Source organism: Avibacterium sp. 21-595 (genome assembly GCF_023611905.1).
Lineage (GTDB): Bacteria > Pseudomonadota > Gammaproteobacteria > Enterobacterales > Pasteurellaceae > Avibacterium.
Genome location: NZ_CP091455.1, coordinates 497,261 through 522,669, shown reverse-complemented (window position 1 = coordinate 522,669; position 25,409 = coordinate 497,261). Strand labels below are relative to the sequence as shown.

Sequence of the window (25,409 nt, the reverse complement as noted above, 5' to 3'; positions counted from 1 at the left end):
TAAGCTATCGGCAAATTTATTCCGCCCTTTAGCTCAATGTTGGGAGAATGCAAGTAATGGATTTGAATACTATTTTGATTATTTTAGGGGTAATTGCCTTAATCGTTTTAGTGGCTCACGGGATATGGTCTAACCGCCGTGAAAAATCGCAAATTTTTGAAAATGGAAATACATTTAGCAAAGATTATCGCGTTCGCCAGCCACAAGAAAATATTAATCAGCACATTCAGAATGAAAATGCTTCACAATCTGTGCCTGAAAACCTTCAGCCAGCCCAACAGCATTTAGATTTTGAGGCTGAACAATATACCTTTTCAACACCGCAACGAGAAGAATCTCAAAATGTAGAGCAGGCAATTAATCAAATTAAAATTAGCTTGCCAAATGAGCCAGAACCCATTCAAGCCAGTGTTGAGCCAGTTGTGAACTATCAAACACCCCAACATTTGGCAACGGCAACCATCTCCGAAATTGAAGCAACGCTCAATACTGATGAAGGAATTCACGCCGAACACAAATTATCTGAGGTGCTAGCTAGCGCGTCTGAAACTCACCTTCAAATTGAACGTGAACGTCCAACCATCGAATTTGAGGAAGTCGCAGAAAACACGCCAACACCACAAGTGGAAGAAGAACAGACCACGCAAGCAGCAGATTTTCTAATGCTCTATGTCGTCTCACCAGAAAATCGTGATTTTAATGGGGCGGAGTTAGCCAAAGTGCTTGATGACCTTGGTTTTCTTTTTGGACATCAACAAATTTACCACCGCCATTTGGATCTCAGCGTTGCAAGCCCTGTGCTATTCAGTGCAGCAAATATTCAACAGCCCGGTACGTTTGATCCAAACAATATGGCAGATTTCTACACAGTCGGCATTGCGTTATTTATGCAACTACCGTCGCACGGTAATGATTTAGTCAATTTGCGAATGATGATCCGTGCTGCCAAAACCATTGCCGAAGAACTGGGTGGTTTTGTACTTACCGATAAACAAGAAATTTTTGATGACAATGCGGAAAAAACGTATTTCGCCAAAGTGAGTGCTTAAAAAGACAGAAAAAAGCACCGCACTTTCTTTTATCGCAAATGGCGGGCCAAAGTGTCCGCCTTAATTATTTGCCTTGTGGTAAAACAACAGTGCGATGATTTTTTAGAAGGAAAGTTACAATGAAAAAAGCAAATTTAGAAAGTATAAGAAGAGAAATCAAACTATTAAAAAAGAAATTGATGCGTGCAGAATACGAATATCATGTACTAGATGCCCCAAGAATATCTGATTATGAATATGACAAAAAATTTAAAAAACTTAAACAATTAGAACAGGAATATCCTGAATTTGCGGATAGCCATTCGCCCACCCAACGCGTGGGGGCAAAACCGCTTTCGGGCTTTGCTCAGGTAACCCACGAAATTCCAATGCTGTCCTTAGATAACGCATTTTCTGATGAGGAATTTACTGCCTTTGTAAAACGTATTCAAGATCGTTTGGGCGTGTTGCCCGATCCATTAACCTTCTGTTGTGAACCCAAATTAGATGGTTTAGCGGTAAGTATTTTGTATGAAAATGGTATCCTCACCCAAGCCGCCACCCGTGGCGATGGAACGACTGGAGAGGACATCACGGCGAATATTCGTACCATTCGCAATATTCCTTTGCAACTTTTAACTGACAATCCCCCCACACGTTTGGAAGTTCGCGGTGAAGTGTTTATGCCACAAGCAGGTTTTGAAAAACTCAATGAAATGGCGTTAGCCAAAGGGGAAAAAACCTTTGCCAATCCTCGCAATGCGGCAGCAGGCTCATTGCGTCAGCTTGATCCCAAAATCACTCGCCAACGCCCATTAATGCTGAATGCTTATGGTATTGGCGTTGCCGAAGGCGTGTCGCTACCTAATACCCATTTTGATCGCCTACAATGGCTAAAATCTATCGGTATTCCTATTAATAAAGAAATTGAACGCTGTAATGGTGTCGAAAATGTGCTGAAATTCTACCGCACTATGGCAGAAAAACGCCCTCATTTAGGCTACGACATTGATGGTACGGTGTTGAAAATTAACGATATTGCATTGCAGGAACAGCTTGGCTTTATTTCCAAAGCACCACGTTGGGCAATTGCTTATAAATTCCCCGCGCAAGAAGAACTCACCGTGCTAAATGATGTGGAATTTCAGGTGGGCAGAACGGGTGCGATCACGCCAGTGGCAAAACTTGAACCGGTCTTTGTTGGCGGGGTTACCGTCAGCAATGCAACCTTACATAATGGCGATGAAATCGAACGTTTGAATATCGCTATTGGCGACACGGTCATTATTCGTCGCGCTGGTGATGTGATCCCACAAATTATTGGCGTAGTGGCAGATCGTCGTCCAGCCGATGCCAAACCCATTATTTTTCCAAGCCATTGTCCTGTATGTGGTTCTGTGATCGTGCGTATTGATGGCGAAGCCGTAGCACGTTGCACCGGTGGCTTATTCTGCGAGGCACAACGTAAAGAAGCACTCAAACACTTCGTTTCTCGTAAAGCAATGGATATTGATGGTGTGGGCGCAAAACTGATTGAGCAGCTGGTAGATCGTGAGCTTATTCATACCCCAGCGGATCTGTTTAAATTAGATGAAGTAACCTTAATGCGTTTAGAACGTATGGGGGCAAAATCGGCAGAAAATGCGTTAAATAGCTTAGAAAAAGCCAAAAATACCACGCTTGCACGCTTTATTTTTGCCTTAGGCATTCGAGATGTTGGAGAAGCGACCGCGCAAAATCTCGCCAATCATTTCAAAAATCTGGATGCCATTAAACAGGCAGAGATCGCACAACTCCAAGAAGTTCCAGATGTTGGTGAAGTTGTGGCAAACCGTATTTTTGTCTTCTGGCGTGAGCAGCATAATGTAGATGTGGTGAATGATCTTATCAACCAAGGCATACACTGGGACGATGTGCAAGTGCAAGAAGTGGGCGAAAATCCACTAAAAGGTAAAACCGTGGTACTCACTGGCACACTCACCCAAATGGCACGCAATGATGCCAAAGCCTTATTGCAACAACTCGGCAGTAAAGTAACAGGCAGTGTCTCTGCCAAAACGGATTATTTGATCGCAGGCGATAACGCAGGTTCAAAACTCAACAAAGCCCTTGAATTAGGCGTCAAGATTTTAACCGAAGAGGAATTTCTCGCTATGGCGAATTCAATTTAATTATGCCGAAAATAATAAAGAGCGGTAAAAAATCTTGAAATTTTCTACCGCTCTTTATCCGTTTATACGATCAGTGTATTACAGAATAAAACGACTTAAATCTTGATTTTCTACCACTTCGCCTAAGGCCTCTGCAACATAAGCGCCATCAATGACTACCTGCTCACCATTCATATCGCTGGCATTAAACGAGATTTTATCCATTAAGCGTTCCATCACCGTATGTAAGCGACGCGCACCGATGTTTTCCGTTTTTTCGTTTACACGGAAAGCCGCTTCAGCAATTTTCTTAATTGCATCTTGGGTAAAGGTGATGTTTACGCCTTCTGTTGCCATTAACGCTTTATACTGCTCTGTTAGAGAGGCGTTTGGTTCAGTAAGAATTCGCTCAAAATCCTCCGCACTTAGTGCCGAAAGTTCTACGCGAATTGGCAAACGACCTTGTAATTCAGGGATGAGATCAGAAGGACGTGCCACTTGGAATGCGCCAGAGGCAATAAATAAAATATGATCGGTTTTTACCATTCCGTGTTTGGTGCTAACCGTTGAGCCTTCAACTAATGGCAATAAATCACGCTGTACGCCTTCACGGGAAACATCTGCACCACTGTATTCGCCTTTTTTACAGATTTTGTCGATTTCATCAATAAACACAATACCGTTTTGCTCTACCGCTTCAATTGCTTTTTGTTTCAGATCTTCTGGGTTAATTAATTTCGCCGCTTCATCATCAACAAGGGCTTTGAATGCGTCCTTAATTTTCATTTTGCGAGTTTTGGTTTTGCCACTGGAAAGATTTTGGAACATTGATTGCAACTGGCTTGTCATTTCTTCCATTCCCGGTGGCGCCATAATTTCAACGCCCATTGAAGGGGCAGCAACATCAATATCAATTTCACGATCATCAAGCTGTCCTTCACGTAATTTTTTGCGGAATACTTGACGAGTACTGCTATTGGTATCGTGATTTTCCACTTCACCCCATTGGTTTTTCGCTGGTGGTAAGAGTGCATCTAAAATGCGATCTTCTGCCGCTTCTTCTGCACGGAAACGATTTTTTTCAATTTCTGTCTGACGAACTAATTTCATCGCACTGTCGGTTAGATCACGAATGATCGAATCCACTTCTTTCCCGACATAGCCCACTTCGGTAAATTTGGTGGCTTCCACTTTAATGAAAGGCGCATTGGCTAATTTTGCTAAACGGCGGGCAATTTCCGTTTTCCCCACCCCAGTAGGCCCGATCATTAAAATATTTTTTGGTGTTACTTCGTGGCGTAATGGCTCTTGTAATTGCATTCTACGCCAGCGATTACGCAATGCGATTGCCACGGCTCTTTTGGCATCAGCTTGTCCGATAATATGTTGATCTAATTCAGAAACAATTTCACGAGGGGTCATTTCAGACATAATTTAATCCTTTTTGATAAGCCATTTATAGTATGAATAAATGGAATTAATGTGATGCTAATTTAAGTACAATAACACCACTTACAATCATTATTGCTCCCAATGCTCGCCAAAATGTGAGTGCATCATTGTAACAAAGCACGCCAACGATAAACGCACCAGCAGCACCGATTCCTGTCCATACCGCATAGGCGGTTCCCATTGGGATAGTCCGTTGTGCAAGGTAAAGTAATAATCCACTGCCCACCATAAAAACAACGGCAAGTAATGAACCTAGCACCACTTTATTGGGTTGAGTGGCCATTTTTAGTCCAATTGGCCAGCCAATTTCAAGCAAGCCGGCACAAACTAAATAAAGCCACGCCATTATGGCAATTCTTCAATGGTGAAATTTGTGTTGGTATAAACGCAAATATCGCCAGCAATTTTGAGTGATTTTTCTACGATTTCACGGGCAGAAAGATCGGTGTTTTGTACTAACGCACGTGCCGCAGACATCGCATAATTGCCGCCTGAACCAATCGCCAGAATTTGATCTTCTTCTGGCTGAACCACATCACCAATCCCCGTAATAATTAAACTTTCTTTTTCATCGGCGACAATAAGCATCGCTTCTAACTTGCGTAACGCACGATCTGTCCGCCAATCTTTCGCTAATTCCACCGCACTTTTTAGTAAATGCCCTTGGTGCATTTCCAATTTACGCTCAAATAATTCAAATAAGGTAAAGGCATCTGCTGTTCCTCCAGCAAATCCTGCTAACACTTTGTTATTATATAAACGGCGAACTTTACGGGCATTGCCTTTCATTACCGTATTGCCGAGAGAGACTTGGCCATCGCCACCGACAACAACTTTCCCGTTGCGACGAACACTTACTATTGTGGTCATACTTTTTCCTTTTTTAGCTAAAAGAGATGGCTATAAGGTTAGGGCAAAAATTTAAATTTCAAGATAATAATCTGTATTTCTTTTAGAAAAATGCTGTCCCAGCGATTCCCATAAGAAAAGCAAGAAAAATGCCTAATCCCACATAATTATTATTAAGAAAGGCGTTAAAGCAGTCTTCACGACGACGATGACGGGTGAGTTTACATTGATAAATAAAAAGCAGTGCGGTTAGCGCAAGTACAATAAAATAGCTGTAATGCAAATGAGATTGGTAGCCGATAATAACCAACAGCCCCAAAGCAATAGATTGCAATAATGCAATGATTTTATTGTCATATTGCGCAAATAAGATCGCCGTGGATTTCACCCCAATTCGTAAATCGTCATCACGATCCACCATTGCATATTGGGTGTCATAAGCCACTGTCCAAGCAAGATTGGCAATAAATAATAACCAACATTCCAAAGGAAGTTGTTCAATTAATGCGCCATAAGCCATTGGAATAGACCAGCCGAAAGCTGCCCCTAAGAAAAACTGGGGAAGATGGGTATAACGCTTCATAAAGGGATAAATAAAGGCTAACAAGACGGCAATAAATGACAAACCAATCGCGTAATAATTCAAAAATAGCACCAAAATAAAAGCGCAGAAAATAAGCCCGGCAAAAAGTAATTTCGCCTCTTTCTCGCTGACTTTTCCTGTTGCCAAAGGGCGTTGTGAAGTGCGTTTCACTTTGCCATCAATATGGCGATCGGCATAATCATTGATTACACAACCGGCGGCACGCATAATGATGACGCCAAGGACAAAAACGATTAACACCGAAACAGGCGGAATGCTTTTCTCTGCCAAAAACAATGCCCAAAGTGTTGGCCACAATAACAATAATGTGCCAATGGGTTTGTCAAAACGCATTAATTGTGCGTAAGCAGTCAGTTTTTCCGAAAGTTGTGGCATAGTCCTAAATTAGCTAAATCAAAAGTGCGGTTATTTTACTTGAAAAAAGGGAAAAGGTCTTGAACAAATTGATCTATATCAATAAGATAGCGTTTTATTCTTTTATTCACCGCTAAAAGCAAGGAAAAAAATGACCGCACTTAAAGAAATCACACCACAGCAAGCTTGGCAAATGATGAATGAAGAAAATGCCACGTTGGTGGATATTCGCGATTTCCCTCGTTTTACGCATAGCCACCCAAAAGGGGCTTTTCACTTGACGAATCAAAGCTATGGCGAATTTCAACAAAAAGTAGATTATGATGATCCTATCATCGTGAGCTGTTATCACGGTATTAGCAGCCGCAATGTAGGTGCGTTTCTTATCGAGCAAGGCTACGATAACGTATATAGTATGCAGGGTGGCTTTATGGGGTGGGAACAAGCTGATTTACCGCTAGAAGGCGAAGCTGTACCAGAAAATTAAACAAGAAAAAGGCGGAGATACCGCCTTCTGTTTATTCTGATTTAATCGGAAAAATCACTTTTTCTTTTGATTTAGCTAACAAATATCCTGCCACCAAGCCCACAAATGCAAAAGGTAGCCATTCTATGGAATAAGGCTTAAGTGGAAGTTGGTCGAGCAAATCAATTTTGCCTGAACCTAGCACGGATAAAATCGACACCAATGTCACCAAACCAATCGCTAAGCGGTGAGCCAAGATCGGCATTGGCAAAAATAAATTCAGTAGCAACAGCAAAATCACCGTAATGGTAATAGGGTATAAAATCATCAACACAGGCAAAGAAAGCCCAATCACTTCTTTCAAGCCAAGATTGGCGATCACAAAGCTAATCAGACAAAATAAGATGGCATAAGTGCGGTAAGAAAATCGCGGAAATTGTTGGTGAAAATAACTACTAACCGAAGCACACAGCCCTACCGCGGTAGTCAAACAAGCCAACGATACAATGATATTCAGTACCATTCGCCCTAGCTCACCAAAAGCCATTGTCGTAACCTGATTTAAAATATAAGTACCAAGATCCTGCTTATTTTGCTGTAACTGTGCCAGCACGTCAGGGCTAATCATTAAGTGATTGCCTACCCAGCCAAGGGAAATATAAATCAATGCCAAGGCAATACCGGCGATTATTGCGGCAAAAATGGTTTGTTTTTGTAATGAAACGGTTTTTACCGCACTGGATTTGATCGCCCCTAACACCATCGTAGAAAATGCGATGGAAGCCAATGCATCCATCGTTAAATAGCCGTTAATTGCTCCATTGAAGAAATCCGTATGACTTGCAACAGTCGGCATTGACAAAGGTGTTTTCCCAACCAGCATTATCCCCGCTTTTACCACTAAAGCAATTATCGCAAGCAACAATACTGGCGTGAGAATAGAGCCTATACGCTCCACCATTTTAGACGGATTTAGGCTCAACCATAAGCTGAGCATAAAATATACAAAAGTAAATAACAATTGAGAAAGGCTATCAGCTTCTTTAAGAAAGGGAATCATCACCATTTCATAAGACATTGCGCCGGTTCTTGGTCCGGCAAAAAAAGGCCCAACTGCAAGGGAAATGGAAACCAAAAACAGCACAGAAAACCACGGATGAATTTGCCTTAATGCGACAATATATCCACCACGGTAAAAAGCGCTCACAATAATACCAAGCAATGGCAAGCCCACGCCAGTTAGCACAAAGCCTGAAATAGAAGGCAAAAATGCCGTTCCTGTTTCAAAGCCTAATTTAGGCGGGAAAATCAGATTTCCCGCACCAAAAAAAATCGCAAAAAGCATAAACCCAATAATAAAGGTATTTTTTGTCATTCAACTTTCCCTTTATTTTTTCCAGTTTTTCAACGCATCGGCAAAGGCATTACCCATTGCACTATTATTTTGTGGTTTACGCTGTGGCTGTGGACTACGAGGATTTTTTGCTACTAAAGTGCGGTGATTTTTTTCATTATTTTCTGCGTTATCCCCTGCTTGTTCATCTAAACGCATCGTTAAGGCGATACGCTTGCGGGCCACATCCACTTCCAAGACTTTCACTTTTACAATATCACCGGTCTTCACCACATCGTGCGGATCTTCAACAAATTTATTGGAAAGCGAAGAAATATGCACAAGCCCATCTTGATGAACACCAATATCCACAAACGCCCCAAAATTGGTTACATTGGTTACCGTGCCTTCAAGGATCATTCCTACTTTCAAATCACTGATTTCTTCCACACCGTCCATAAAGGTGGCCGTTTTAAACTCGCCACGCGGATCACGTCCCGGTTTTTCTAATTCTTTGAAAATATCTTGCACCGTTGGTAAACCAAATTGTTCATCAATAAATTGTTTTGCATCTAACTGACGAATCGCACTGGCGTTGCCCATTAAATCTTGAATGGATTGCTGAGTTGCTTGCAAGATTTTTTCTACCACGGGATAGGTTTCTGGGTGAACACCTGACGCATCAAGAGGATTTTGCCCGGCTGAAATACGCATAAAGCCCGCGCATTGTTCAAAGGCTTTTGGCCCTAAACGAGAAACTTTTTTCAGCTCTTCGCGGTTTTCAAAACGGCCATTTTCATCACGAAATTGCACGATATTTTGCGCGAGCGTTTTGGTCATTCCTGCTACGCGAGAAAGCAACGGTACAGAGGCGGTATTGAGATCCACGCCCACCGCATTTACACAATCTTCCACCACTGCATCTAATTTACGCGCCAGTTGAGTTTGATTGACATCGTGCTGGTATTGCCCCACGCCAATGGCTTTCGGCTCAATTTTCACCAATTCTGCCAATGGATCTTGCAAACGGCGCGCAATAGACACCGCGCCCCGTAAAGATACATCAAGCTGTGGAAATTCTTGTGCGGCTAATTCTGATGCAGAATACACGGAAGCTCCCGCTTCACTGACGACCACTGTTTGTGGTTTTTGCCCTGAAATTTGTTTTACCACCTCTTTAGCAAAACGCTCCGTTTCTCTTGATGCCGTACCATTACCAATAGCAATCAGTTCCACATTATGGCGTTCGATTAATTGATAAAGGCTTGCCATTGCTGCTGCCGTTTGTCCTGTGTGTGGATAAACCGTATCCGTTGCCAATAATTTACCCGTATTATCCACAACTGCCACTTTTACCCCTGTCCGCAAACCGGGATCTAGCCCCATTGTGTTTTTTGCTCCGGCAGGTGCCGCCATTAAAAGTGCGGTAAGATTTCGAGCAAATACATTGATTGCCTCATCTTCTGCTTTTTCACGCAATTGGCTCATTAATTCCGTTTCTAAATGGAGTGAAACCTTAATCCGCCACGTCCAGCTTATCACCTGCTCACGCCATTTGTCCGCTGGCTGTTGGTTAAAATGTACGCCCAGATGCTGACGAATAATTTCCTCGCAATAACTTTGACGCGCCCCTTCTTCTTGTTCGGGATCCGCATTTAAACTTAACTGTAAAATGCCTTCATTGCGTCCACGGAACATTGCCAAAGCGCGGTGAGAAGGCACATTATGCCAAAGCTCTTGGTGATCAAAATAATCTTGGAATTTTTCGCCTTCTTGTTCTTTGCCCTCTAAAACTTTAGAAATTAACACCGCACTTTGTTGTAAATACTGACGCACTTTCGCCAATAATTGGGCATCTTCCGCAAAGCGTTCCATTAAAATATAACGTGCGCCATCTAACACCGCCTTGCTATCGGCAAAGCCTTTTTCCGCATCAATATAAGCACTTGCTGCGGTTTCCGGATCTTGGTTTGGATCATTCCATAAACGATCAGCCAGCGGTTCAAGCCCTGCTTCAATGGCGATTTGCCCTTTGGTACGGCGTTTCGGCTTGTACGGCAAATATAAATCTTCTAACTCCGTCTTGCTTTGAGTTTGTTGGATTTGGTTGCGTAATTCGTCCGTTAATTTGCCCTGTTCTTCAATAGATTTTAAAATCGTTTGACGGCGATCTTCTAACTCACGCAAATAAATCAAGCGCGTTTCAAAATGGCGTAATTGAGTGTCATCTAAGCCACCAGTGACCTCTTTACGATAACGCGCAATAAAAGGAATGGTATTGCCTTCATCTAATAATTGAATGGCTGCAAGAATTTGCTGTGGTTGCACCGTTAATTCAGCGGCAATGATCTGTGAAATTTGTTGATTTAACATTGGCGTTTATTCATTAGTAAAAGTAAAAATTCGTCATAGGATACTGGTTTTATGGGCTTTGCTCAAATGTTTCTTTGCTCATAAAGTTAGCCTACAATTTTTCTTGTTATTTTTTTACTTTTACACTAAATTGTAGAAACCTTGCTACAAGGAGATACAAATGACGATTATGACTAGCCGAGAATTTAACCAGCATCTCAATCAGGCACAAAAAGCGGCACAAATCGCGCCTGTTATTGTAACAAATCGCGGTGAACCCACTTATGTACTAATGAGCTATGCAGATTACCAGAAAATGTTGCAATCTCATTCTCCCCGTAATGCTTTAGAGGCATTAACGCCACAAGATGAGGCGGATATTGAGTTAGACATTCCACCTCGTTCAATAAAGCAACGCACGCCGCTTGAGTTTGATGAATGAGGGAAAAATGTATTTTATTGACACCAATGTATTAAGTGAAATTCGTAAAATTAAAAGTGGTAAAGCCAACCAAGGGGTCATTAATTGGTTATCTGGAATTAATGAACAACAAATTTATACGAATATTATCGTAATGATGGAATTGGAACGTGGCATTTTAGCCAAAGAACGTAAAGATCCTTGGCAAGGAAAAATACTCCGTCAATGGTTTGAACATACGATAAAGACAGGCTTTTCAAATCGTATCCTTCATCTTGATGATAAAACAGCGAAAATTTGTGCTACCTTACACATTCCCGATCATTGTCCTGAGAATGACGCTTGGATTGCTGCCAGCGCTATTCAATATGGTCTGACGCTGGTTACACGAAATACCGCAAATTTCTCGCGTATGGGCGTAAAATTATTGAATCCATTTGATAAATAAGTTTTATCCATTCAAAGGTAAAGGAATAGCAAAATGCCAAAATCAAACTACATCACACGCAGTGGCTGGAATAAATTAGATCAAGAATTAAAATTTCTATGGAAAGAAGAGCGCCCAAAAGTTACTCAAGCGGTTTCTGATGCTGCTGCGTTAGGCGATCGTAGTGAAAATGCCGAATATATTTATGGTAAACGCCGTTTACGTGAAATTGATCGCCGTGTGCGTTTTTTGACAAAACGTTTAGAAGTGTTACAGATTGTGGATTATCACCCAAGACAAGAAGGCAAAATTTTTTTTGGTGCTTGGGTCAGCCTTGAAAATGAAAATGGCGAGGAAAATCAATACCGTATCGTGGGCTGCGATGAATTTGATCCAGCTAAGAATTGGATTTCCATCGACAGCCCCGTAGCTCGCGCATTGATTGGCAAAGAAGTCGATGATGAAGTGAAAGTCCATACACCATCGGGCTTGGTAACATTATTTGTGAATAAAATTTGGTATGAGATATAGCTTCAAATCCCCTCATCTTCCACGCGAGCCGTTCTTTTTATTTTTTGTTGTGCTGAAAGGGTCGTGATGCCTTGATTTGCACTGGCTAGGGCTTGCGCCACCAATTCTGGAAATGTCAGTTCATCCTTTGCCATTATGGTTTCAATCAGCATTTGTAAATTCGTGCCAACAATCACCTCTGCGTGCTCAAACTGTTGTGCAATCATTGCACATTGGCGAAATGGCGTGCCCCCTAAAATATCACAACAAAAAAGCACCGCACTTTCCTGCTCCGCATTAAGATATTGTTCGATATTTTGGCGTAATTGTTCTGGCGTGATTTGCTTATCATCAAAATCAAAAAAGGCCACCTTTGGATATTGCCCAATAATTTGCTCCAGCGCACTTTGTAGCCCTGTGGCGAAATGTCCGTGTCCGCTCACGATCAAGGTTGTCATCTTTTTCTCCTTATTGATAAAAAATGCCGAGCAAATACTCGGCATTTGTCATCACTCATTTTATAAAATACCCGCAAAACGTCCGCCAATACCAATGACGACGGTGAGAATAATTAAGCGTAATGGCGACCAATTACGTTTCACCAAGTAGTACATCAATAAGGTGTACACCAACGGCAAGAAAGCTGGCATAAGTTTATCAAGCACATCCGCTTGCACTTTCACCACGGCATCGCCTGCGGTGATTTCTGCGCTAGTTTGGAAACGAATGTAAGTGGCAACTAATGCCCCAATCACAGTCATACCAATCATTGATGCGGCGTGCGACACTTTTTTCGTGTTAGCTTTAATGGTTGGAATAGCCGCAACCCCCATTTTGTAGGCATAATGTGCTAAACCAAAACGTAAACCGAAATGCACGATATTGAATACGACAAAGAAGAAAATCGCTCCAAGGATCGAACCTTGTAAAGCAAGGCTTGCACCGATCCCGCCACAAATGGGTAGCAAGGTAAACCAAAATAAGGCATCCCCAATGCCGCCTAAGGGTGCACCCACTGCAATTTTTGTACTTTGAATGGCGTTTACTTCCTGTTTGGAGCGCTCCATTGCCAGCACAATTCCCATAACGAATGTAACAAGGAATGGATGGGTATTAAAAAAGCCCAAATGCCCTTTCATTGCCTTACTTAAATCCGCTTTGTTAGTATGAATTTTTTTCAATGCAGGGCTAATTCCATATAACCAACCTGCTGCTTGCATACGCTCATAATTGAAAGAGGCTTGAAGTAATAAAGAACGCCACGCCATCGTATTAATATCAGCTTTAGTCAGTTCTTTTCCCATTGTTTGATCTTCGTACACATTATCATTTTGTACGTTTTGACGTGCTTTAGATTCCATCTTGAAACTCCTCTTTTGGCGTTGCTTTCGTTTCAGTATTCCCCTTACGCATATAGTCAATGAGAGCCATTGCAACTGCTGCTGCAGCAATCGCTAACACAGGAAGCTTAAGCCAAGCTGCCCCCACAAAACCGAGAATAAAATAAGGGATATAGGCATTTTTCATCATAATTTTCATCAATACTGCAAACCCGATGGCCGGCATAATGCCTCCAGCAACACCCAAGCCGTCAATCACTTCTTTTGGCAACATTGCAATGATTTTCCCTGCATATTCCGCCCCAAAATAAGTGGGTAAGAACGCACAAAAGAAATAGAACGTACCTAGCACTAACAAACCAAGATAGTTCACATAATCAATACCTTTGAGATTCGCTTCTTCCGCCATTTGATCACAACGAGACATCACCGCTGACATAACAGAGAACAGAAAGGTGATTCCCATTTGTACCGCAATAGCAAAAGGCACTGCCACACCAACCGCAACTTTCGGATCGGTTTTCGTCGTGATGGCAAATGCAGTTCCCACAATAGTGCCGATAATCACATTGGGTGGTTGCGCACCTGCCAATGGTGCAAGCCCCATCCAGACTAATTCTAGGGTACCGCCAACTAAGATCCCTGTTTGCAAATCCCCTAAAATCGCCCCTACAATAGGTCCTAATACAACGGGTCTATGAAAATGTGTTAAACCATTATAGAGGTCAAGACCTGCAAAAAATGCGAGTACACCCAATAAGAGTGCCTGTAAAAGTCCAATTTCCATCGTTTCCTCTCTTCTTTCTTACAATAATTTAAATAAATCTATTGCCTCTTCTGTTGGTACACCTTGGATAAAACACAGCACACCAAGCTGACGTAGCTGTTCAAATGCCGCTCTGTCTTTCTCATTTACGGATACGGTTTTATGGATCTGCGTTTTGCCCTCCTCATAATGCATATTGCCTACGTTGATTTTGTCAATGGGTACCCCTCCTTGCACTAAGGTTAAAAAATCACTCGGTGTTTTGCACACAAGCAAGATTTTTTGCCTATCCGCTGCGCGATAGATATTATCAATCACCTTTTGTAATGGCCAAAAACGCACATCGATCCCTTCCGCTAATACCATTTCCATTAGGTTTTGTTGCATTGGATCTTCGGCCACTTCATCATTAGCAACCAGCACCAAATTAGCTCCCGCAAAACCAACCCACTGCACCCCAACCTGCCCGTGGATTAAACGCTCATCAATTCGATTTAACACAATATTTGGCATAGTACACTCCTTGATAACTCATTTTGAGTATCTTCTTTTTACGCCTAAAAAATAGGGAATGCAAAGAACAAAATAAGGAAGTGTGATGAAGATCTAAAAATATTTTTATCGTATAGTAAGGAACATTAGCATCATAAAAATCAGCTTATGCGGTCTCATTTTAAAATAGAATAATAAAAAGAAAAAAGACAAGCACATAGATTATACGCAAAATACACATCACTTACCTTTCAAATAAATAAGACAATAAGTTACAACTGATATGAAATAATGATTTCAACTAACGATAATAAGAAGGTGAGGGTATCATTCTTAATTTTGATTAGCGATAAAAAAACCACTTATCCTATAAGTGGTTTCGTAACGGATTGAGGATCAATGCACCTCTTTAATTCGCAGCTCTTTTGGTACTTCAAACACGGTGTTTTCTTCGCAGCCTTGCAGCTCTTCTACTTGCGTTACACCTAGTTCTTTTAAGCGATTTACCACAGATTGCACTAGCACTTCTGGCGCAGAAGCGCCGGCGGTAATGCCTATGGTGGAGACCTCTTTGAGCCAAGCAATGTCAATATCATTAGCATCATCAATCAATTGAGCCGTTACCCCCATTCTTGTGGCAAGTTCTGCTAAGCGGTTGGAATTTGAAGAGTTTTTTGAGCCAACTACGATGACTAAATCCGCCATCTTAGCTAATTCTCTTACCGCTTGTTGGCGATTGGTGGTGGCATAACAAATATCATTTTTACGCGGTCCTTGAATAGCGGGATATTTCTCTTTCAACGCGGCGATCACTTCACTGGTATCATCAATAGAAAGGGTGGTTTGCGTCATAAAAGTGATGTCATCATCCTTTGTTAAGGCTAATTTTGCAATGTCTTCCACATCTTCCACCAAATAAATTCCGCCTTCTGCATTATCATATTGCCCCATTGTACCTTCTACTTCTGGGTGGCCTTCGTGTCCGATTAGCACAGCTTTAGTACCTTTTCGGCTAGCTCGTGCCACTTGCATATGCACTTTGGTTACTAACGGACAAGTCGCATCAAAGACTTTCAACGCACGTCTTTTGGCTTCTTGACGAACAGCTTGAGAAACGCCGTGGGCGGAAAAAATGACGATAGCACCATCTGGCACTTCATCTAATTCTTCTACAAACACGGCGCCACGTTCACGCAATCCATTAACCACAAAGCGGTTATGTACCACTTCGTGGCGCACATAAATCGGCGCACCGTGAATTTCTAAGGCTAATTCGACAATGCTAATTGCACGATCTACCCCAGCACAAAAGCCACGTGGGTTGGCTAAAATAATTTTCACTTGGCTTTCTCCGTTTTTTTCTCATTATTTTTAATCGCATCAATAGCAAGCAATGCCGCGCCAATACAAATAGCAATATCCGCTACATTAAACACGGGATAATGCCATTGTTGCCAGTAGAAATCAAAAAAATCCACCACAAAGCCGTGATAAGCCCGATCAGTCATATTGGCTAATGCCCCACCAATAATTAACGCATAGGCGGTATTTTGTAAGCGTTGGCTCGCTTTATTTTTTGCTAAGAAAACCGTGAGTATTGCGGAAATCCCAATGGCAAGTAAGATGAAAAAACTTTTCTGCCAGCCTGAATGATCCGCTAAAAAACTAAATGCCGCACCATAATTTCGCACATAGGTGAGGTTAAAAATAGGCAAAATTTGGATACTTTCATATAGCTCAAAATGACTGACCACGAAATATTTAGTCAATAAATCTAAACAAAACGCCACTGCACTTAGCCAGAGAAATAATAAACCTGATTTAGATTTTGACATCTATTTGCTCCAAAATGTAGATTGTTTACAAATGTAGGAACGCACCTATACGTGCGTTCAGCTGGGCTATCGACACGGGCGGACACATTGGTCCGCCCCTACAAATTTAATATAAATCGTAGTTTCCAAATGTAGGGATGCACCTATGTGTGCGCCCAATTTGGATATCGACACCGGCTGACACATCGGTCCGCCCCTACAAATTTAATATAAATCGTAGTTTCCAAATGTAGAGGCGCACCTATGTGTGCGCCCGATTTGAATAGCAACAGGGCGGACGGATCAACTCGCCCTACAAATTCAATTATGTTAAATAAAAATTTGCGAAAAAATCACCGCACTTTATGATTTCAGCAAATCAAAGTGCGGTGGAATTTTTATGAATTTTTACGCAAAACGTCTGACTTCGCCTTTGCCATCGACATTTTCAACACAGCGCGAACACAGCGTCGGGTGTGCTGGGTTTGTACCAATGGTATCAGAATAGTGCCAACAACGTGGGCATTTTTCATTTGCAGAACGCACCACTTTCACCTTAAAGCCTTCTACCTCGCCCCCTTCAACATCGGCTTCAGCCAATGGTTTGACTTGGGCTTTTGACGTGATTAAGACGAAACGCAATTCATTTTCAAGTTGCGATAAGATCTTCGCGTATTCATCGTTGGCATAAAGGGTTACTTCTGCTTCCAATGCGGCACCAATGGTTTTATCTGCACGGGCTTGCTCTAACACACGGTTTACTTCATCACGCAATTTCAACACTTGTTGCCAATAGGCATCATTCATTGTTTCTTCTGCGTTTAATGGGAATAAGCCGTTATAGAATTCCTCTGTAAACACGAATTCCGCACGTTCACCCGGGATATATTGCCAGATTTCATCGGCAGTGAAAGATAAAATTGGCGCAATCCAACGAACCAGCGCCTCGGCAATATGCCATAAGGCTGTTTGACAGCTACGACGTGCAAGGCTGTCCGCTTTGGTGGTGTATTGACGATCTTTGATAATATCTAAATAAAACGATCCCATTTCAATGGAACAGAATTTCATTAAACGCTGAACAACGGCGTGGAATTGATAATTATCATACGCTTCTTGGATTTCTTTTTGTGCATTTAAAGCACAATCTACCGCCCAACGATCTAGCACGATCATTTCCTCTGGTTTCACTAAATCACGTTTCGGATCAAAACCATTTAAGTTCGCCAAAAGGAAACGTGCGGTATTACGAATACGGCGATAACTATCGGCTGCACGTTTTAAGATTTCGTCTGAAACAGACATTTCCCCGGTATAATCCGTTGAAGCCACCCATAAACGTAAAATATCGCCACCAAATTTATCCATCACTTCTTGTGGGGTAACAATGTTACCGATAGATTTAGACATTTTACGCCCTTTGCCATCAACGGTGAAACCGTGGGTTAGTACCTGCTTATAAGGGGCTTGGTTATCCGTTGCAGTTGAAAGCATTAATGATGACATAAACCAGCCACGGTGCTGATCCGAGCCTTCTAAATACATATCGGCTTCCTGCCCATTAAATTCTGGACGTGCTTTCACAACCGAAGAATACGTTGATCCTGAATCAAACCAAACATCAAGGGTATCTGGCACTTTTTTATAATGTTCAGCATCTTCACCAAGCAAATCTTTTGGATCAAGATCCCACCACGCTTGAATGCCTGATTGTTCCACGAGTTGCGCAACTTGCTCAATAAGTTCAAGTGTGCGAGGGTGCAATTCTTCTGTGGTTTTATGGATAAATAACGCCATTGGCACGCCCCAAGTACGCTGACGAGAGATACACCAATCTGGGCGGTTTTCCACCATAGTTTCAATGCGTGCTTGCCCCCAATCTGGAATCCAACGTACTTTTTTGATTTCGCTTAACGCTTGCGGACGTAAGCCATTTGTTTCCATTCCAATAAACCATTGCGGTGTCGCACGGAAAATAATTGGCGTTTTGTGTCGCCAGCAATGCGGATAACTATGACGAATTTTTTCTAATTTCAATAAGTTACCTGTTTCTGTAAGTTTTTCAATAACCAAATCATTGCTTTCGAACACGCCTTTACCCGCAAAAAATGGCGTTTCAGCTTTAAATACGCCTGCATCATTAATTAATGCCGCCATTTCTAAACCATATTTCAAGCCAACCAAATAGTCGTCTTGACCGTGATCTGGTGCGGTATGCACTAAACCTGTACCGCCATCGGTGGTAACGTGATCGCCTAAAATCACTGGCACACTATAATCATAGAACGGGTGGTTAAAACGGAGAAGTTCTAAGTCAGCCCCTTTTGCTTCACCTAGCACCTTCACGTTTTCTTCGCCTAAGGCTTTTTGCACGCTTTCGACCAACGCTTTCGCTAAAATTAAACGCTTATTGCCAAATTGTAATAATTGATAAACCAGCTCTGCATTCACTGCAATGGCACGGTTTGATGGCAATGTCCAAGGGGTGGTTGTCCAAATCACTGCCGCCACTTCACCACTACCTGTTTGGCTTAAATTAAATTTATTTAGCACCGCACTTTCATCCGTTGCAGGGAATGTTACATAGATAGACGGAGAAGTTTTATCTTCATATTCCACCTCGGCCTCTGCCAAAGAAGAAGCACAATCCAAACACCAATGCACAGGTTTATAGCCTTTGTAAAGATGCCCGTTTTCAACCACCTTAGCCAGCGTGCGAATGATATTGGCCTCAGTGTCGTAATTCATTGTTAAATAAGGATTATCCCAATCGCCCAAGACGCCTAGACGGATAAAATCTTTCTTTTGCCCTTCCACTTGTTCACGGGCATAGTTACGGCATTCTTGGCGGAATTGTGCAGCAGAAATTTTTTCGCCCGGTTTTCCTACCAAACCTTCTACTTTCAATTCAATCGGTAAGCCGTGGCAATCCCATCCCGGGATATAAGGACTGTCAAAACCTGCGGCGGTTTTGGATTTTACAATAATGTCTTTCAGAATTTTATTTACAGCGTGTCCGATATGAATTGAGCCGTTAGCATAAGGAGGCCCATCGTGCAAAATAAAGGATTTTTTTCCTTGAGCAGATTGTCTGATTTTTTCGTAAAGTTTTTTCTCATACCAATTTTTTAGCATTGCTGGCTCACGTTTTGCCAGATCACCACGCATCGGAAAACCTGTTGCTGGCAGGTTTAGCGTATTTTTGTAATCTACGTTTTCATTCGACATTTTGTTTTTTCCACGTTGTATAAAATAAAATCTTGCATTAAATGCACAATAACTTTGGCATTATACGCATAAATAACACAATATTAAAGAATAGGAATGGCGGAATTATGATTCATCCCTAATGAAAGTGCGGTGATTTTTTGATAACTTTTTTACCGCACATTAAGCCCTTTAGCTCGTTCTTTTAGCTTGGCGAAAATACGCCTTCGCCACGTCCACATCTTTTACAATTTGTGCTTTAAGATCCTCAAAAGAGGGAAATTTGACTTCATCACGAATTTTATGACACAGTTCCACCTTAAGCGGTAGTCCATAAATATCTTGTTTAAAATCAAATAGATGAACCTCTAACAATTGTTTAACCCCATTAATGGTCGGGCGACGTCCAATATTTGCCACCCCTTCATATTCTGTACCATTAGGCAATTTAGTTCTTACTGCATATACCCCTTTCACGGGATTAACTTGGCGTTGTAAGCGAATATTTGCTGTTGGAAAGCCAATAGTTCGCCCTAGTTTATTGCCTTGTACAACACGCCCATAAATGCAATAAGGCTTGCCCAAAAGTTGCTTAGCAAGGGCTAAATGATCATCGGCAAGGGCTTGTCGAATCGCCGTGCTACTGATACGTTGTTCATTTAAACGAAAACTGCAATTATCTTCTACACGGAAGCCGTATTGCTCTCCCGCTTGTTGTAGCAGAGCAAAATCCCCTGTACGCCCAACCCCAAAACGGAAATCATCACCAATACTTAAAAATTTCACATTGAGTTTCTGTACCAAGTATTGTTGAATAAATTGTTCAGCAGAAAGCTGGGCAAAAGTGCGGTCAAATTTTATGCGAATCACATAATCTACGCCTAATTCAGCCAATGCACTCAATTTATCACGCAACCGCATCAAACGTGGAGGGGCGTTATCTGCCATAAAATATTCGCTTGGTTGTGGTTCAAAAAGCATCACCACCATTGGTAAAGAAAGGCTGGTGGCTTTTTCACGCAAGTGGCGTAACACCGCCTGATGCCCTAAATGCACCCCATCAAAATTACCAATCGTTAAGGCACAGCCTTGCTGTCGCAAAGTGGCTGGTAGTTGTTTTAACCCTCGAATTAATTGCATTAAAAATTCCGTACTCTTTCATTTTTCGCCATACACACCGTATGGCGCTGATTTATTCAAGTCCTCTGTGGCTTGTCAGTGAGGAAATACTCGCTCAATTTGTGTTAGCTATCATTTTGTCGCTAAGCTATTTCAGCTAAAAAATTGGCAAAATCACACCGCACTTTGATTTTCACTCACTTATTTACCAATACAAAATGAACTGAAAATATTGCCAAGCAGATCATCAGAGGTAAATTGTCCTGTGATTTCGCTCAGGTGATTTTGTACCATTCGCAATTCTTCGGCGAGCAGTTCACCGGCATAAAACTCCGTCAGCTGAATGAGTCCTGCTTGCAAGTGAATATCCGCTTGTTCTAAAGCCTCTAAATGGCGACGGCGTGCAAGAAAACCACCTTCTGTACTGGTGTTATAGCCCATTGATTGTTTGAGATGTTCACGCAGTAAGTCCACACCAACTTGTGTTTTCGCCGAAAGGCTGATTGAGGTTTGTCCATTTTGTTCGCGAATGGTTTCCGCTTCACCACTTAAATCCGCTTTATTACGCACAATGGTCAAAGGGATATTGTTCGGCAATTTTGCTAAAAATTCTGACCGCACTTGGGCGAGATTTTCTTCGCTATCCGTGCTGTCTAACATCAGAATAATGCGATCGGCTTGCTCAATTTCGTCCCACGCACGACGAATCCCAATACGCTCCACTTCATCGGTAGCATCACGCAAACCTGCGGTATCAATAATATGCAATGGCATTCCGTCAATATGAATATGCTCACGCAGCACATCTCGGGTTGTACCAGCAATATCTGTCACAATCGCCGCTTCACGTCCAGCAAGGGCATTTAATAGGCTAGATTTGCCCGCATTTGGCCGCCCCGCGATCACCACTTTCATTCCTTCGCGCAAAATCGCCCCTTGCTTGGCTTCCGCTCGCACGGCAGCAAGGTGAGCAATAATCTCACGCAATTTGGCTTCGATTTTACCATCGGCTAAGAAATCAATTTCTTCATCAGGGAAATCAATTGCGGCTTCCACATAGGTGCGTAGATAAATGACATCATCAACAAGCTGATTGATTTTATTAGAAAATTCCCCTTGGAGGGATTTCAGTGCAGAACGTGCCGCTTGTTCAGAAGTGGCATCAATCAGATCGGCAATCGCCTCTGCTTGGGTAAGATCCAATTTATCATTCAAAAATGCCTGTTCAGAAAATTCCCCCGGGCGAGCTAAGCGCACGCCTTTAACTTGCAAAATGCGTTTGAGCAAGAGATCTAAAATAATCTGCCCACCGTGGCCTTGTAGCTCTAATACATCTTCACCGGTGAAAGAATTTGGGGCTTTAAAAAATAGCGCGATCCCTTGGTCTAACACCGTGCCATCGCTATCTTTAAAGGGTAAATAATTGGCAATACGAGGCTTAAGGCTTTTGCCTAGCACCGTCTCAGCCACTTGTTGGGCGAGCGGCCCTGATACCCGTAAAATACCGACACCGCCACGTCCAATCGGGGTGGCTTGGGCGACTATGGTTTCTTTTGACATAATTTTTCCTAAAAAACGACCGCACTTTTAAAAATGCTCAAATATTATCTCATACTTGTAAAAGCACAATAAGCCGTGCGGTGAATAATCTTTATTTTATTAGATTTCTTCGACCAATGGTGAACCTGTTTCCTGATTACCGTCCAACCATTGCCATTGTTCATTCAAGCGTTACCATAAGGCAATTTTTCAATTCAATAGCTAGGGCGAACACATAGGTTCGCCCCTACAGGGGGATAATTGTATTACAGATTAAAAGCAATCACTAACGTTCTTTTCAAACAGCCAGTCATATAACAAAATCAATAAATTAAAGGGATTTTTTGATCTAAAATGGGCGAACACTTAGGTTCGCCCCTACACGGGGATAATTGTATTACAGATTAAAAGTAATCACTAACGTTCTTTTCAAACAGCCAGTTATATAAAAAATCAATGAATTAAAGGGATTTTTTGATCTAAAATGGGCGAACACTTGGGTCGCCCATAAATCAATTATCTACGCTAGCAAGTTATTTTTTACGGGAATGTAATCCTTTTTTCTCTAACCCACGGTAAATCCATTGTTGTTGCGCAATAGTGATAAGGTTAGAGACTAACCAATAGAGTACCAATCCTGCTGGGAAGAATAGGAAGAATACGGTAAAAATCACTGGCATAAAGGTCATTACCTTTTGCTGCATTGGATCAGCCACTGGAGTTGGCGACATTTTTTGTAATAAAAACATCGACACGCCCATTAAAATAGGCAAGATGTAATATGGATCTTGTGCTGATAAATCTTGAATCCAACCGAAGAATGGGGCGTGGCGTAATTCAACGGCTTCCATAAATGTCCAATATAAGGCGATGAAAATTGGCATTTGTAATAAAATTGGTAAACAACCACCGAGTGGGTTTACTTTTTCTTCTTTATATAATTTCATCATTTCTTGGCTCATACGCTGACGATCTTCCCCATAACGCTCACGCATTTCTTGGATTTTCGGTTGCAGCATACGCATTTTTGCCATTGAAGTGTATTGTGCTTTAGTTAATGGGTATAAAAAACCTTTCACCACTAAGGTTACACAAATAATCGCAAGCCCCCAGTTCTTCACTAAATCGTGAATGTGGGTAAGTAGCCAGAATAAGGGTTTCGCAATAAACCACGCCCAACCGTAATCAACGGTAAGATCTAAATGGTTTGCCACTTGTCCCATTTCATTTTGTAATTTCGGCCCTGTCCATAATTTGCTGGTGATGGTTTCTGTTGCACCTGATGGAATATCAATAGCTGGTCCACGATAACCGATTGAGCCTAAGTTACGTGCTTTGTCGGTGGTAGAATAAAATTGATGGGTTGCATCTTGATTTGGGATCCAAGCAGAAACGAAATAGTGTTGTAAAATTGCAACCCAGCCCGCTTTAGTTTGTAGCGAAAGATCTTTTTCTTCCATATCTTTGAAACTGTATTTTTTATAATTTGTTTCAGAAGAAGAATAAGCACCGCCTGTATAGGTTGGCATCGCCATACTGCCTGAGCTTTCAACCAATGTATGGGTTAATTGGGCATAAGGTTCAACTTCAATGGCTTGATTGCTTTGGTTAGCAATTTCAAAATTCACTGCCACATCATATTCACCACGTTTTAATACGAAAATTTTGCGATAAGTTACCCCATCTTTTTCAAACACGAAAGGGACAACAAGTTCATTTTGCCCATCTGCCAATTTGAAGGTATCTCCCTCTACTTGGTAGTTTGCACGACCGGCTTTGGTATCAATCCCGTTTTTACCAACCAGACCACTTTGTGCAATATAAATATGCTCAGGCGTATCTTTTAACAAAATGAATGGCGTATTAGAATGTAACGTTTCATCATATTTTAATAATTCAGAACCGACAACATCTCCACCTAATGTATTAATTTGTAAGCGGAAAACGTCATTTTCTAAAGTAATTACTTTACCTTGTGCAAGGTTAGTTAGATCCGAATTTGAAGCGAATTCACTTTGATTATTTGTTGTCTGAACTTGTTCAGTGGCAACTGGCTTAGGTGAATGATAGTCCACTTGCCATTGCTGATAAACAAGAAAAGAAATAAAGAGTAGTGCGAGCACTAACAGGCTACGTCTTGAATCCATTATTTGTTCTCTTTGTTGTTATTGATCTTTGGTGGAACAGGATCGTATCCACCCGCGTGTAAAGGATGACATTTTAATATACGTTTTAACGTAAGCCAACCACCTTTTAACGCACCGTGCGTTTTTAATGCCTCAATGCCATAGCAAGAACAGGTTGGTGTGAATCGGCAACGTGGGCCAATTAAAGGGCTAATTACCAGTTGATAAAAGCGAATAAGCGCAATTAAGATTTTTGAGCCAAGCGAATGTGGCGTTGCCATAATTTATCCAATAAATTGAATAGTTGTTGATTATCTAACTGACCAATGCCTTGTTTAACAACAATCACAAAATCATAATTTGGCAGTTGGTGTTGCAATAAGCGAAAGCGTTCACGGCATAGACGTTTAATGCGATTACGATCGTGGGCGCGTTTTAAATGCTTCTTGGCAACAGCAAGCCCAAGACGGGGGTGATTTTCCTGATTAATGCGAGCAAGTATGGTAATTTGCGCTGAACTGGCACGTTGTGGATCTTGGAAAACGTATTTGAATTGAGCGGGAGTTAGCAGACGTAACTCCCTAGGAAAGTTTAGCTTAATCACAGCAAAAGGCTGGATTATGCAGATAAACTCTTACGACCTTTAGCACGACGACGAGCTAAAACTTGACGGCCGTTTTTAGTTGCCATACGCGCACGGAAACCGTGAGTACGACTACGTTTTAATACAGATGGTTGAAATGTACGTTTCATAATTATAATCTACCTAAATCAACATTGTTTAATTATTGCCTTTGACATTTAGATAGCCAAAAACGAATTGAAACAAGGGTTACTAAAATAAGGAACGGAATTGTAATCACAAATGAACCGTTCGTCAAATAAGAATAAGAAAAATCACAACATAATCTGTATTTTTCTTATTTGAAAGCATAAAAGCGGGGAGAATTATACTTTTTTTGGCAGAAATCTCAAGCAGCCTTTTTCGATTTTTTTGATCCTTTTATAAAGATCTTTTCTCAACTTTATTGTAGAATTAGCCGAATTCTCACCGCACTTT

General features: G+C 41.6%; 25 protein-coding genes. 6 read left to right on the top strand and 19 right to left on the bottom strand.

Features of this window, described 5'->3' with window-relative positions:
• Positions 1-56: 56 nt before the first annotated feature.
• Both zipA and ligA read left to right on the top strand, forming a co-directional pair.
• The gene (gene zipA / locus L4F92_RS02465) at positions 57-1,049 is read left to right on the top strand and encodes a cell division protein ZipA (RefSeq protein WP_250364080.1); all 993 of its coding nucleotides are present in this window, start codon (positions 57-59) and stop codon (positions 1,047-1,049) included.
• Positions 1,050-1,168: 119 nt separating this feature from the next.
• A complete protein-coding gene (gene ligA / locus L4F92_RS02460) occupies positions 1,169-3,199 on the top strand; it encodes an NAD-dependent DNA ligase LigA (protein WP_250364079.1) in 2,031 nt (676 codons plus the stop codon).
• Between the two features lie 78 nt (positions 3,200-3,277).
• On the opposite strand, the gene hslU is transcribed toward ligA, so the two are convergent.
• From hslU to ubiA, 4 genes are all read right to left on the bottom strand, one after another.
• The gene (gene hslU / locus L4F92_RS02455) at positions 3,278-4,609 is read right to left on the bottom strand and encodes an HslU--HslV peptidase ATPase subunit (RefSeq protein WP_250364078.1); all 1,332 of its coding nucleotides are present in this window, start codon (positions 4,607-4,609) and stop codon (positions 3,278-3,280) included.
• Positions 4,610-4,655: 46 nt separating this feature from the next.
• Positions 4,656-4,976: a DMT family transporter gene (locus tag L4F92_RS02450; RefSeq protein ID WP_250364077.1), complete on the bottom strand. Its 321-nt coding sequence runs from the start codon at positions 4,974-4,976 to the stop codon at positions 4,656-4,658.
• Positions 4,976-5,500: an ATP-dependent protease subunit HslV gene (gene hslV, locus L4F92_RS02445; protein WP_017805350.1), complete on the bottom strand. Its 525-nt coding sequence runs from the start codon at positions 5,498-5,500 to the stop codon at positions 4,976-4,978. Before hslV ends, L4F92_RS02450 begins: the two co-directional genes overlap by 1 nt.
• A gap of 82 nt (positions 5,501-5,582) precedes the next feature.
• On the bottom strand, positions 5,583-6,458 hold the full coding sequence (ubiA, locus tag L4F92_RS02440) for a 4-hydroxybenzoate octaprenyltransferase (protein ID WP_250350939.1): 876 nt from the start codon (positions 6,456-6,458) through the stop codon (positions 5,583-5,585).
• Positions 6,459-6,588: 130 nt separating this feature from the next.
• Here ubiA and glpE point away from each other — a divergent pair, with 130 nt between their 5' ends.
• The gene (gene glpE, locus L4F92_RS02435; RefSeq protein ID WP_250364076.1) at positions 6,589-6,924 is read left to right on the top strand and encodes a thiosulfate sulfurtransferase GlpE; all 336 of its coding nucleotides are present in this window, start codon (positions 6,589-6,591) and stop codon (positions 6,922-6,924) included.
• A 31-nt stretch (positions 6,925-6,955) separates the two neighbouring features.
• On the opposite strand, the gene brnQ is transcribed toward glpE, so the two are convergent.
• Positions 6,956-8,278 carry a branched-chain amino acid transport system II carrier protein gene (gene brnQ, locus L4F92_RS02430; protein WP_250364075.1) on the bottom strand — a complete coding sequence of 441 codons (1,323 nt, stop codon included), beginning with the start codon at positions 8,276-8,278 and terminating at the stop codon, positions 6,956-6,958.
• A gap of 12 nt (positions 8,279-8,290) precedes the next feature.
• Positions 8,291-10,609: a Tex family protein gene (locus L4F92_RS02425; protein WP_250364074.1), complete on the bottom strand. Its 2,319-nt coding sequence runs from the start codon at positions 10,607-10,609 to the stop codon at positions 8,291-8,293.
• 160 nt (positions 10,610-10,769) lie between these two features.
• Between L4F92_RS02425 and L4F92_RS02420 the strand changes: the two genes are divergently transcribed.
• The 3 genes from L4F92_RS02420 to greB are packed head-to-tail and all read left to right on the top strand — an operon-like array spanning position 10,770 to position 11,967.
• A complete protein-coding gene (locus tag L4F92_RS02420; RefSeq protein WP_250350943.1) occupies positions 10,770-11,030 on the top strand; it encodes a type II toxin-antitoxin system Phd/YefM family antitoxin in 261 nt (86 codons plus the stop codon).
• A gap of 7 nt (positions 11,031-11,037) precedes the next feature.
• Positions 11,038-11,457 carry a type II toxin-antitoxin system VapC family toxin gene (locus L4F92_RS02415; protein WP_250364073.1) on the top strand — a complete coding sequence of 140 codons (420 nt, stop codon included), beginning with the start codon at positions 11,038-11,040 and terminating at the stop codon, positions 11,455-11,457.
• Between the two features lie 33 nt (positions 11,458-11,490).
• A complete protein-coding gene (gene greB / locus L4F92_RS02410; RefSeq protein ID WP_250364072.1) occupies positions 11,491-11,967 on the top strand; it encodes a transcription elongation factor GreB in 477 nt (158 codons plus the stop codon).
• Positions 11,968-11,969: 2 nt separating this feature from the next.
• Here greB and agaF read toward each other — a convergent pair whose 3' ends face one another.
• The 13 genes from agaF to rpmH form a co-directional block, all read right to left on the bottom strand.
• Positions 11,970-12,404, bottom strand: coding sequence for a PTS galactosamine/N-acetylgalactosamine transporter subunit IIA (gene agaF / locus L4F92_RS02405; protein WP_250364071.1), 435 nt, complete (start codon positions 12,402-12,404; stop codon positions 11,970-11,972).
• A 60-nt stretch (positions 12,405-12,464) separates the two neighbouring features.
• Complete coding sequence (gene agaE, locus L4F92_RS02400; protein ID WP_250350947.1) at positions 12,465-13,307, bottom strand: PTS N-acetylgalactosamine transporter subunit IID; 843 nt, start codon at positions 13,305-13,307, stop codon at positions 12,465-12,467.
• Entirely contained in the window at positions 13,297-14,073 is a 777-nt protein-coding gene (gene agaW / locus L4F92_RS02395; protein WP_250350948.1) for a PTS N-acetylgalactosamine transporter subunit IIC, read from the bottom strand. Before agaW ends, agaE begins: the two co-directional genes overlap by 11 nt.
• An 18-nt stretch (positions 14,074-14,091) precedes the next feature.
• Positions 14,092-14,565, bottom strand: a complete 474-nt coding sequence (gene agaV, locus L4F92_RS02390) for a PTS N-acetylgalactosamine transporter subunit IIB (protein WP_250364070.1) — start codon at positions 14,563-14,565, stop codon at positions 14,092-14,094.
• 375 nt (positions 14,566-14,940) lie between these two features.
• Complete coding sequence (ispH, locus tag L4F92_RS02385) at positions 14,941-15,885, bottom strand: 4-hydroxy-3-methylbut-2-enyl diphosphate reductase (RefSeq protein WP_250350950.1); 945 nt, start codon at positions 15,883-15,885, stop codon at positions 14,941-14,943.
• Entirely contained in the window at positions 15,882-16,379 is a 498-nt protein-coding gene (gene lspA / locus L4F92_RS02380; RefSeq protein ID WP_250364069.1) for a signal peptidase II, read from the bottom strand. The genes ispH and lspA overlap by 4 nt, the downstream gene beginning before the upstream one ends.
• Positions 16,380-16,766: 387 nt before the next feature.
• Positions 16,767-19,586, bottom strand: a complete 2,820-nt coding sequence (gene ileS / locus L4F92_RS02375; RefSeq protein WP_250364068.1) for an isoleucine--tRNA ligase — start codon at positions 19,584-19,586, stop codon at positions 16,767-16,769.
• Positions 19,587-19,757: 171 nt separating this feature from the next.
• Complete coding sequence (ribF, locus tag L4F92_RS02370; RefSeq protein WP_250364067.1) at positions 19,758-20,705, bottom strand: bifunctional riboflavin kinase/FAD synthetase; 948 nt, start codon at positions 20,703-20,705, stop codon at positions 19,758-19,760.
• A 180-nt stretch (positions 20,706-20,885) separates the two neighbouring features.
• The gene (mnmE, locus tag L4F92_RS02365) at positions 20,886-22,244 is read right to left on the bottom strand and encodes a tRNA uridine-5-carboxymethylaminomethyl(34) synthesis GTPase MnmE (RefSeq protein WP_250364066.1); all 1,359 of its coding nucleotides are present in this window, start codon (positions 22,242-22,244) and stop codon (positions 20,886-20,888) included.
• Positions 22,245-22,756: 512 nt separating this feature from the next.
• The gene (gene yidC, locus L4F92_RS02360; RefSeq protein ID WP_250364065.1) at positions 22,757-24,370 is read right to left on the bottom strand and encodes a membrane protein insertase YidC; all 1,614 of its coding nucleotides are present in this window, start codon (positions 24,368-24,370) and stop codon (positions 22,757-22,759) included.
• On the bottom strand, positions 24,370-24,630 hold the full coding sequence (gene yidD / locus L4F92_RS02355; protein WP_250350956.1) for a membrane protein insertion efficiency factor YidD: 261 nt from the start codon (positions 24,628-24,630) through the stop codon (positions 24,370-24,372). The genes yidC and yidD overlap by 1 nt, the downstream gene beginning before the upstream one ends.
• A complete protein-coding gene (gene rnpA / locus L4F92_RS02350; protein WP_250364064.1) occupies positions 24,594-24,953 on the bottom strand; it encodes a ribonuclease P protein component in 360 nt (119 codons plus the stop codon). Before rnpA ends, yidD begins: the two co-directional genes overlap by 37 nt.
• A 14-nt stretch (positions 24,954-24,967) precedes the next feature.
• On the bottom strand, positions 24,968-25,102 hold the full coding sequence (rpmH, locus tag L4F92_RS02345; protein WP_005539760.1) for a 50S ribosomal protein L34: 135 nt from the start codon (positions 25,100-25,102) through the stop codon (positions 24,968-24,970).
• Positions 25,103-25,409: the final 307 nt, after the last annotated feature.

Coding starts and splice junctions, on each gene's coding strand:
- brnQ (WP_250364075.1), bottom strand. CDS start 8,278: ATGACAAAAAATACCTTTATTATTGGGTTTATGCTTTTTGCGATTTTT.
- yidC (WP_250364065.1), bottom strand. CDS start 24,370: ATGGATTCAAGACGTAGCCTGTTAGTGCTCGCACTACTCTTTATTTCT.
- lspA (WP_250364069.1), bottom strand. CDS start 16,379: ATGTCAAAATCTAAATCAGGTTTATTATTTCTCTGGCTAAGTGCAGTG.
- hslU (WP_250364078.1), bottom strand. CDS start 4,609: ATGTCTGAAATGACCCCTCGTGAAATTGTTTCTGAATTAGATCAACAT.
- agaV (WP_250364070.1), bottom strand. CDS start 14,565: ATGCCAAATATTGTGTTAAATCGAATTGATGAGCGTTTAATCCACGGG.
- agaF (WP_250364071.1), bottom strand. CDS start 12,404: ATGACAACCTTGATCGTGAGCGGACACGGACATTTCGCCACAGGGCTA.
- agaW (WP_250350948.1), bottom strand. CDS start 14,073: ATGGAAATTGGACTTTTACAGGCACTCTTATTGGGTGTACTCGCATTT.
- ileS (WP_250364068.1), bottom strand. CDS start 19,586: ATGTCGAATGAAAACGTAGATTACAAAAATACGCTAAACCTGCCAGCA.
- L4F92_RS02450 (WP_250364077.1), bottom strand. CDS start 4,976: ATGGCGTGGCTTTATTTAGTTTGTGCCGGCTTGCTTGAAATTGGCTGG.
- ligA (WP_250364079.1), top strand. CDS start 1,169: ATGAAAAAAGCAAATTTAGAAAGTATAAGAAGAGAAATCAAACTATTA.
- rpmH (WP_005539760.1), bottom strand. CDS start 25,102: ATGAAACGTACATTTCAACCATCTGTATTAAAACGTAGTCGTACTCAC.
- hslV (WP_017805350.1), bottom strand. CDS start 5,500: ATGACCACAATAGTAAGTGTTCGTCGCAACGGGAAAGTTGTTGTCGGT.
- ubiA (WP_250350939.1), bottom strand. CDS start 6,458: ATGCCACAACTTTCGGAAAAACTGACTGCTTACGCACAATTAATGCGT.
- ribF (WP_250364067.1), bottom strand. CDS start 20,705: ATGCAATTAATTCGAGGGTTAAAACAACTACCAGCCACTTTGCGACAG.
- glpE (WP_250364076.1), top strand. CDS start 6,589: ATGACCGCACTTAAAGAAATCACACCACAGCAAGCTTGGCAAATGATG.
- L4F92_RS02420 (WP_250350943.1), top strand. CDS start 10,770: ATGACGATTATGACTAGCCGAGAATTTAACCAGCATCTCAATCAGGCA.
- mnmE (WP_250364066.1), bottom strand. CDS start 22,244: ATGTCAAAAGAAACCATAGTCGCCCAAGCCACCCCGATTGGACGTGGC.
- greB (WP_250364072.1), top strand. CDS start 11,491: ATGCCAAAATCAAACTACATCACACGCAGTGGCTGGAATAAATTAGAT.
- yidD (WP_250350956.1), bottom strand. CDS start 24,630: ATGGCAACGCCACATTCGCTTGGCTCAAAAATCTTAATTGCGCTTATT.
- L4F92_RS02425 (WP_250364074.1), bottom strand. CDS start 10,609: ATGTTAAATCAACAAATTTCACAGATCATTGCCGCTGAATTAACGGTG.
- agaE (WP_250350947.1), bottom strand. CDS start 13,307: ATGGAATCTAAAGCACGTCAAAACGTACAAAATGATAATGTGTACGAA.
- zipA (WP_250364080.1), top strand. CDS start 57: ATGGATTTGAATACTATTTTGATTATTTTAGGGGTAATTGCCTTAATC.
- L4F92_RS02415 (WP_250364073.1), top strand. CDS start 11,038: ATGTATTTTATTGACACCAATGTATTAAGTGAAATTCGTAAAATTAAA.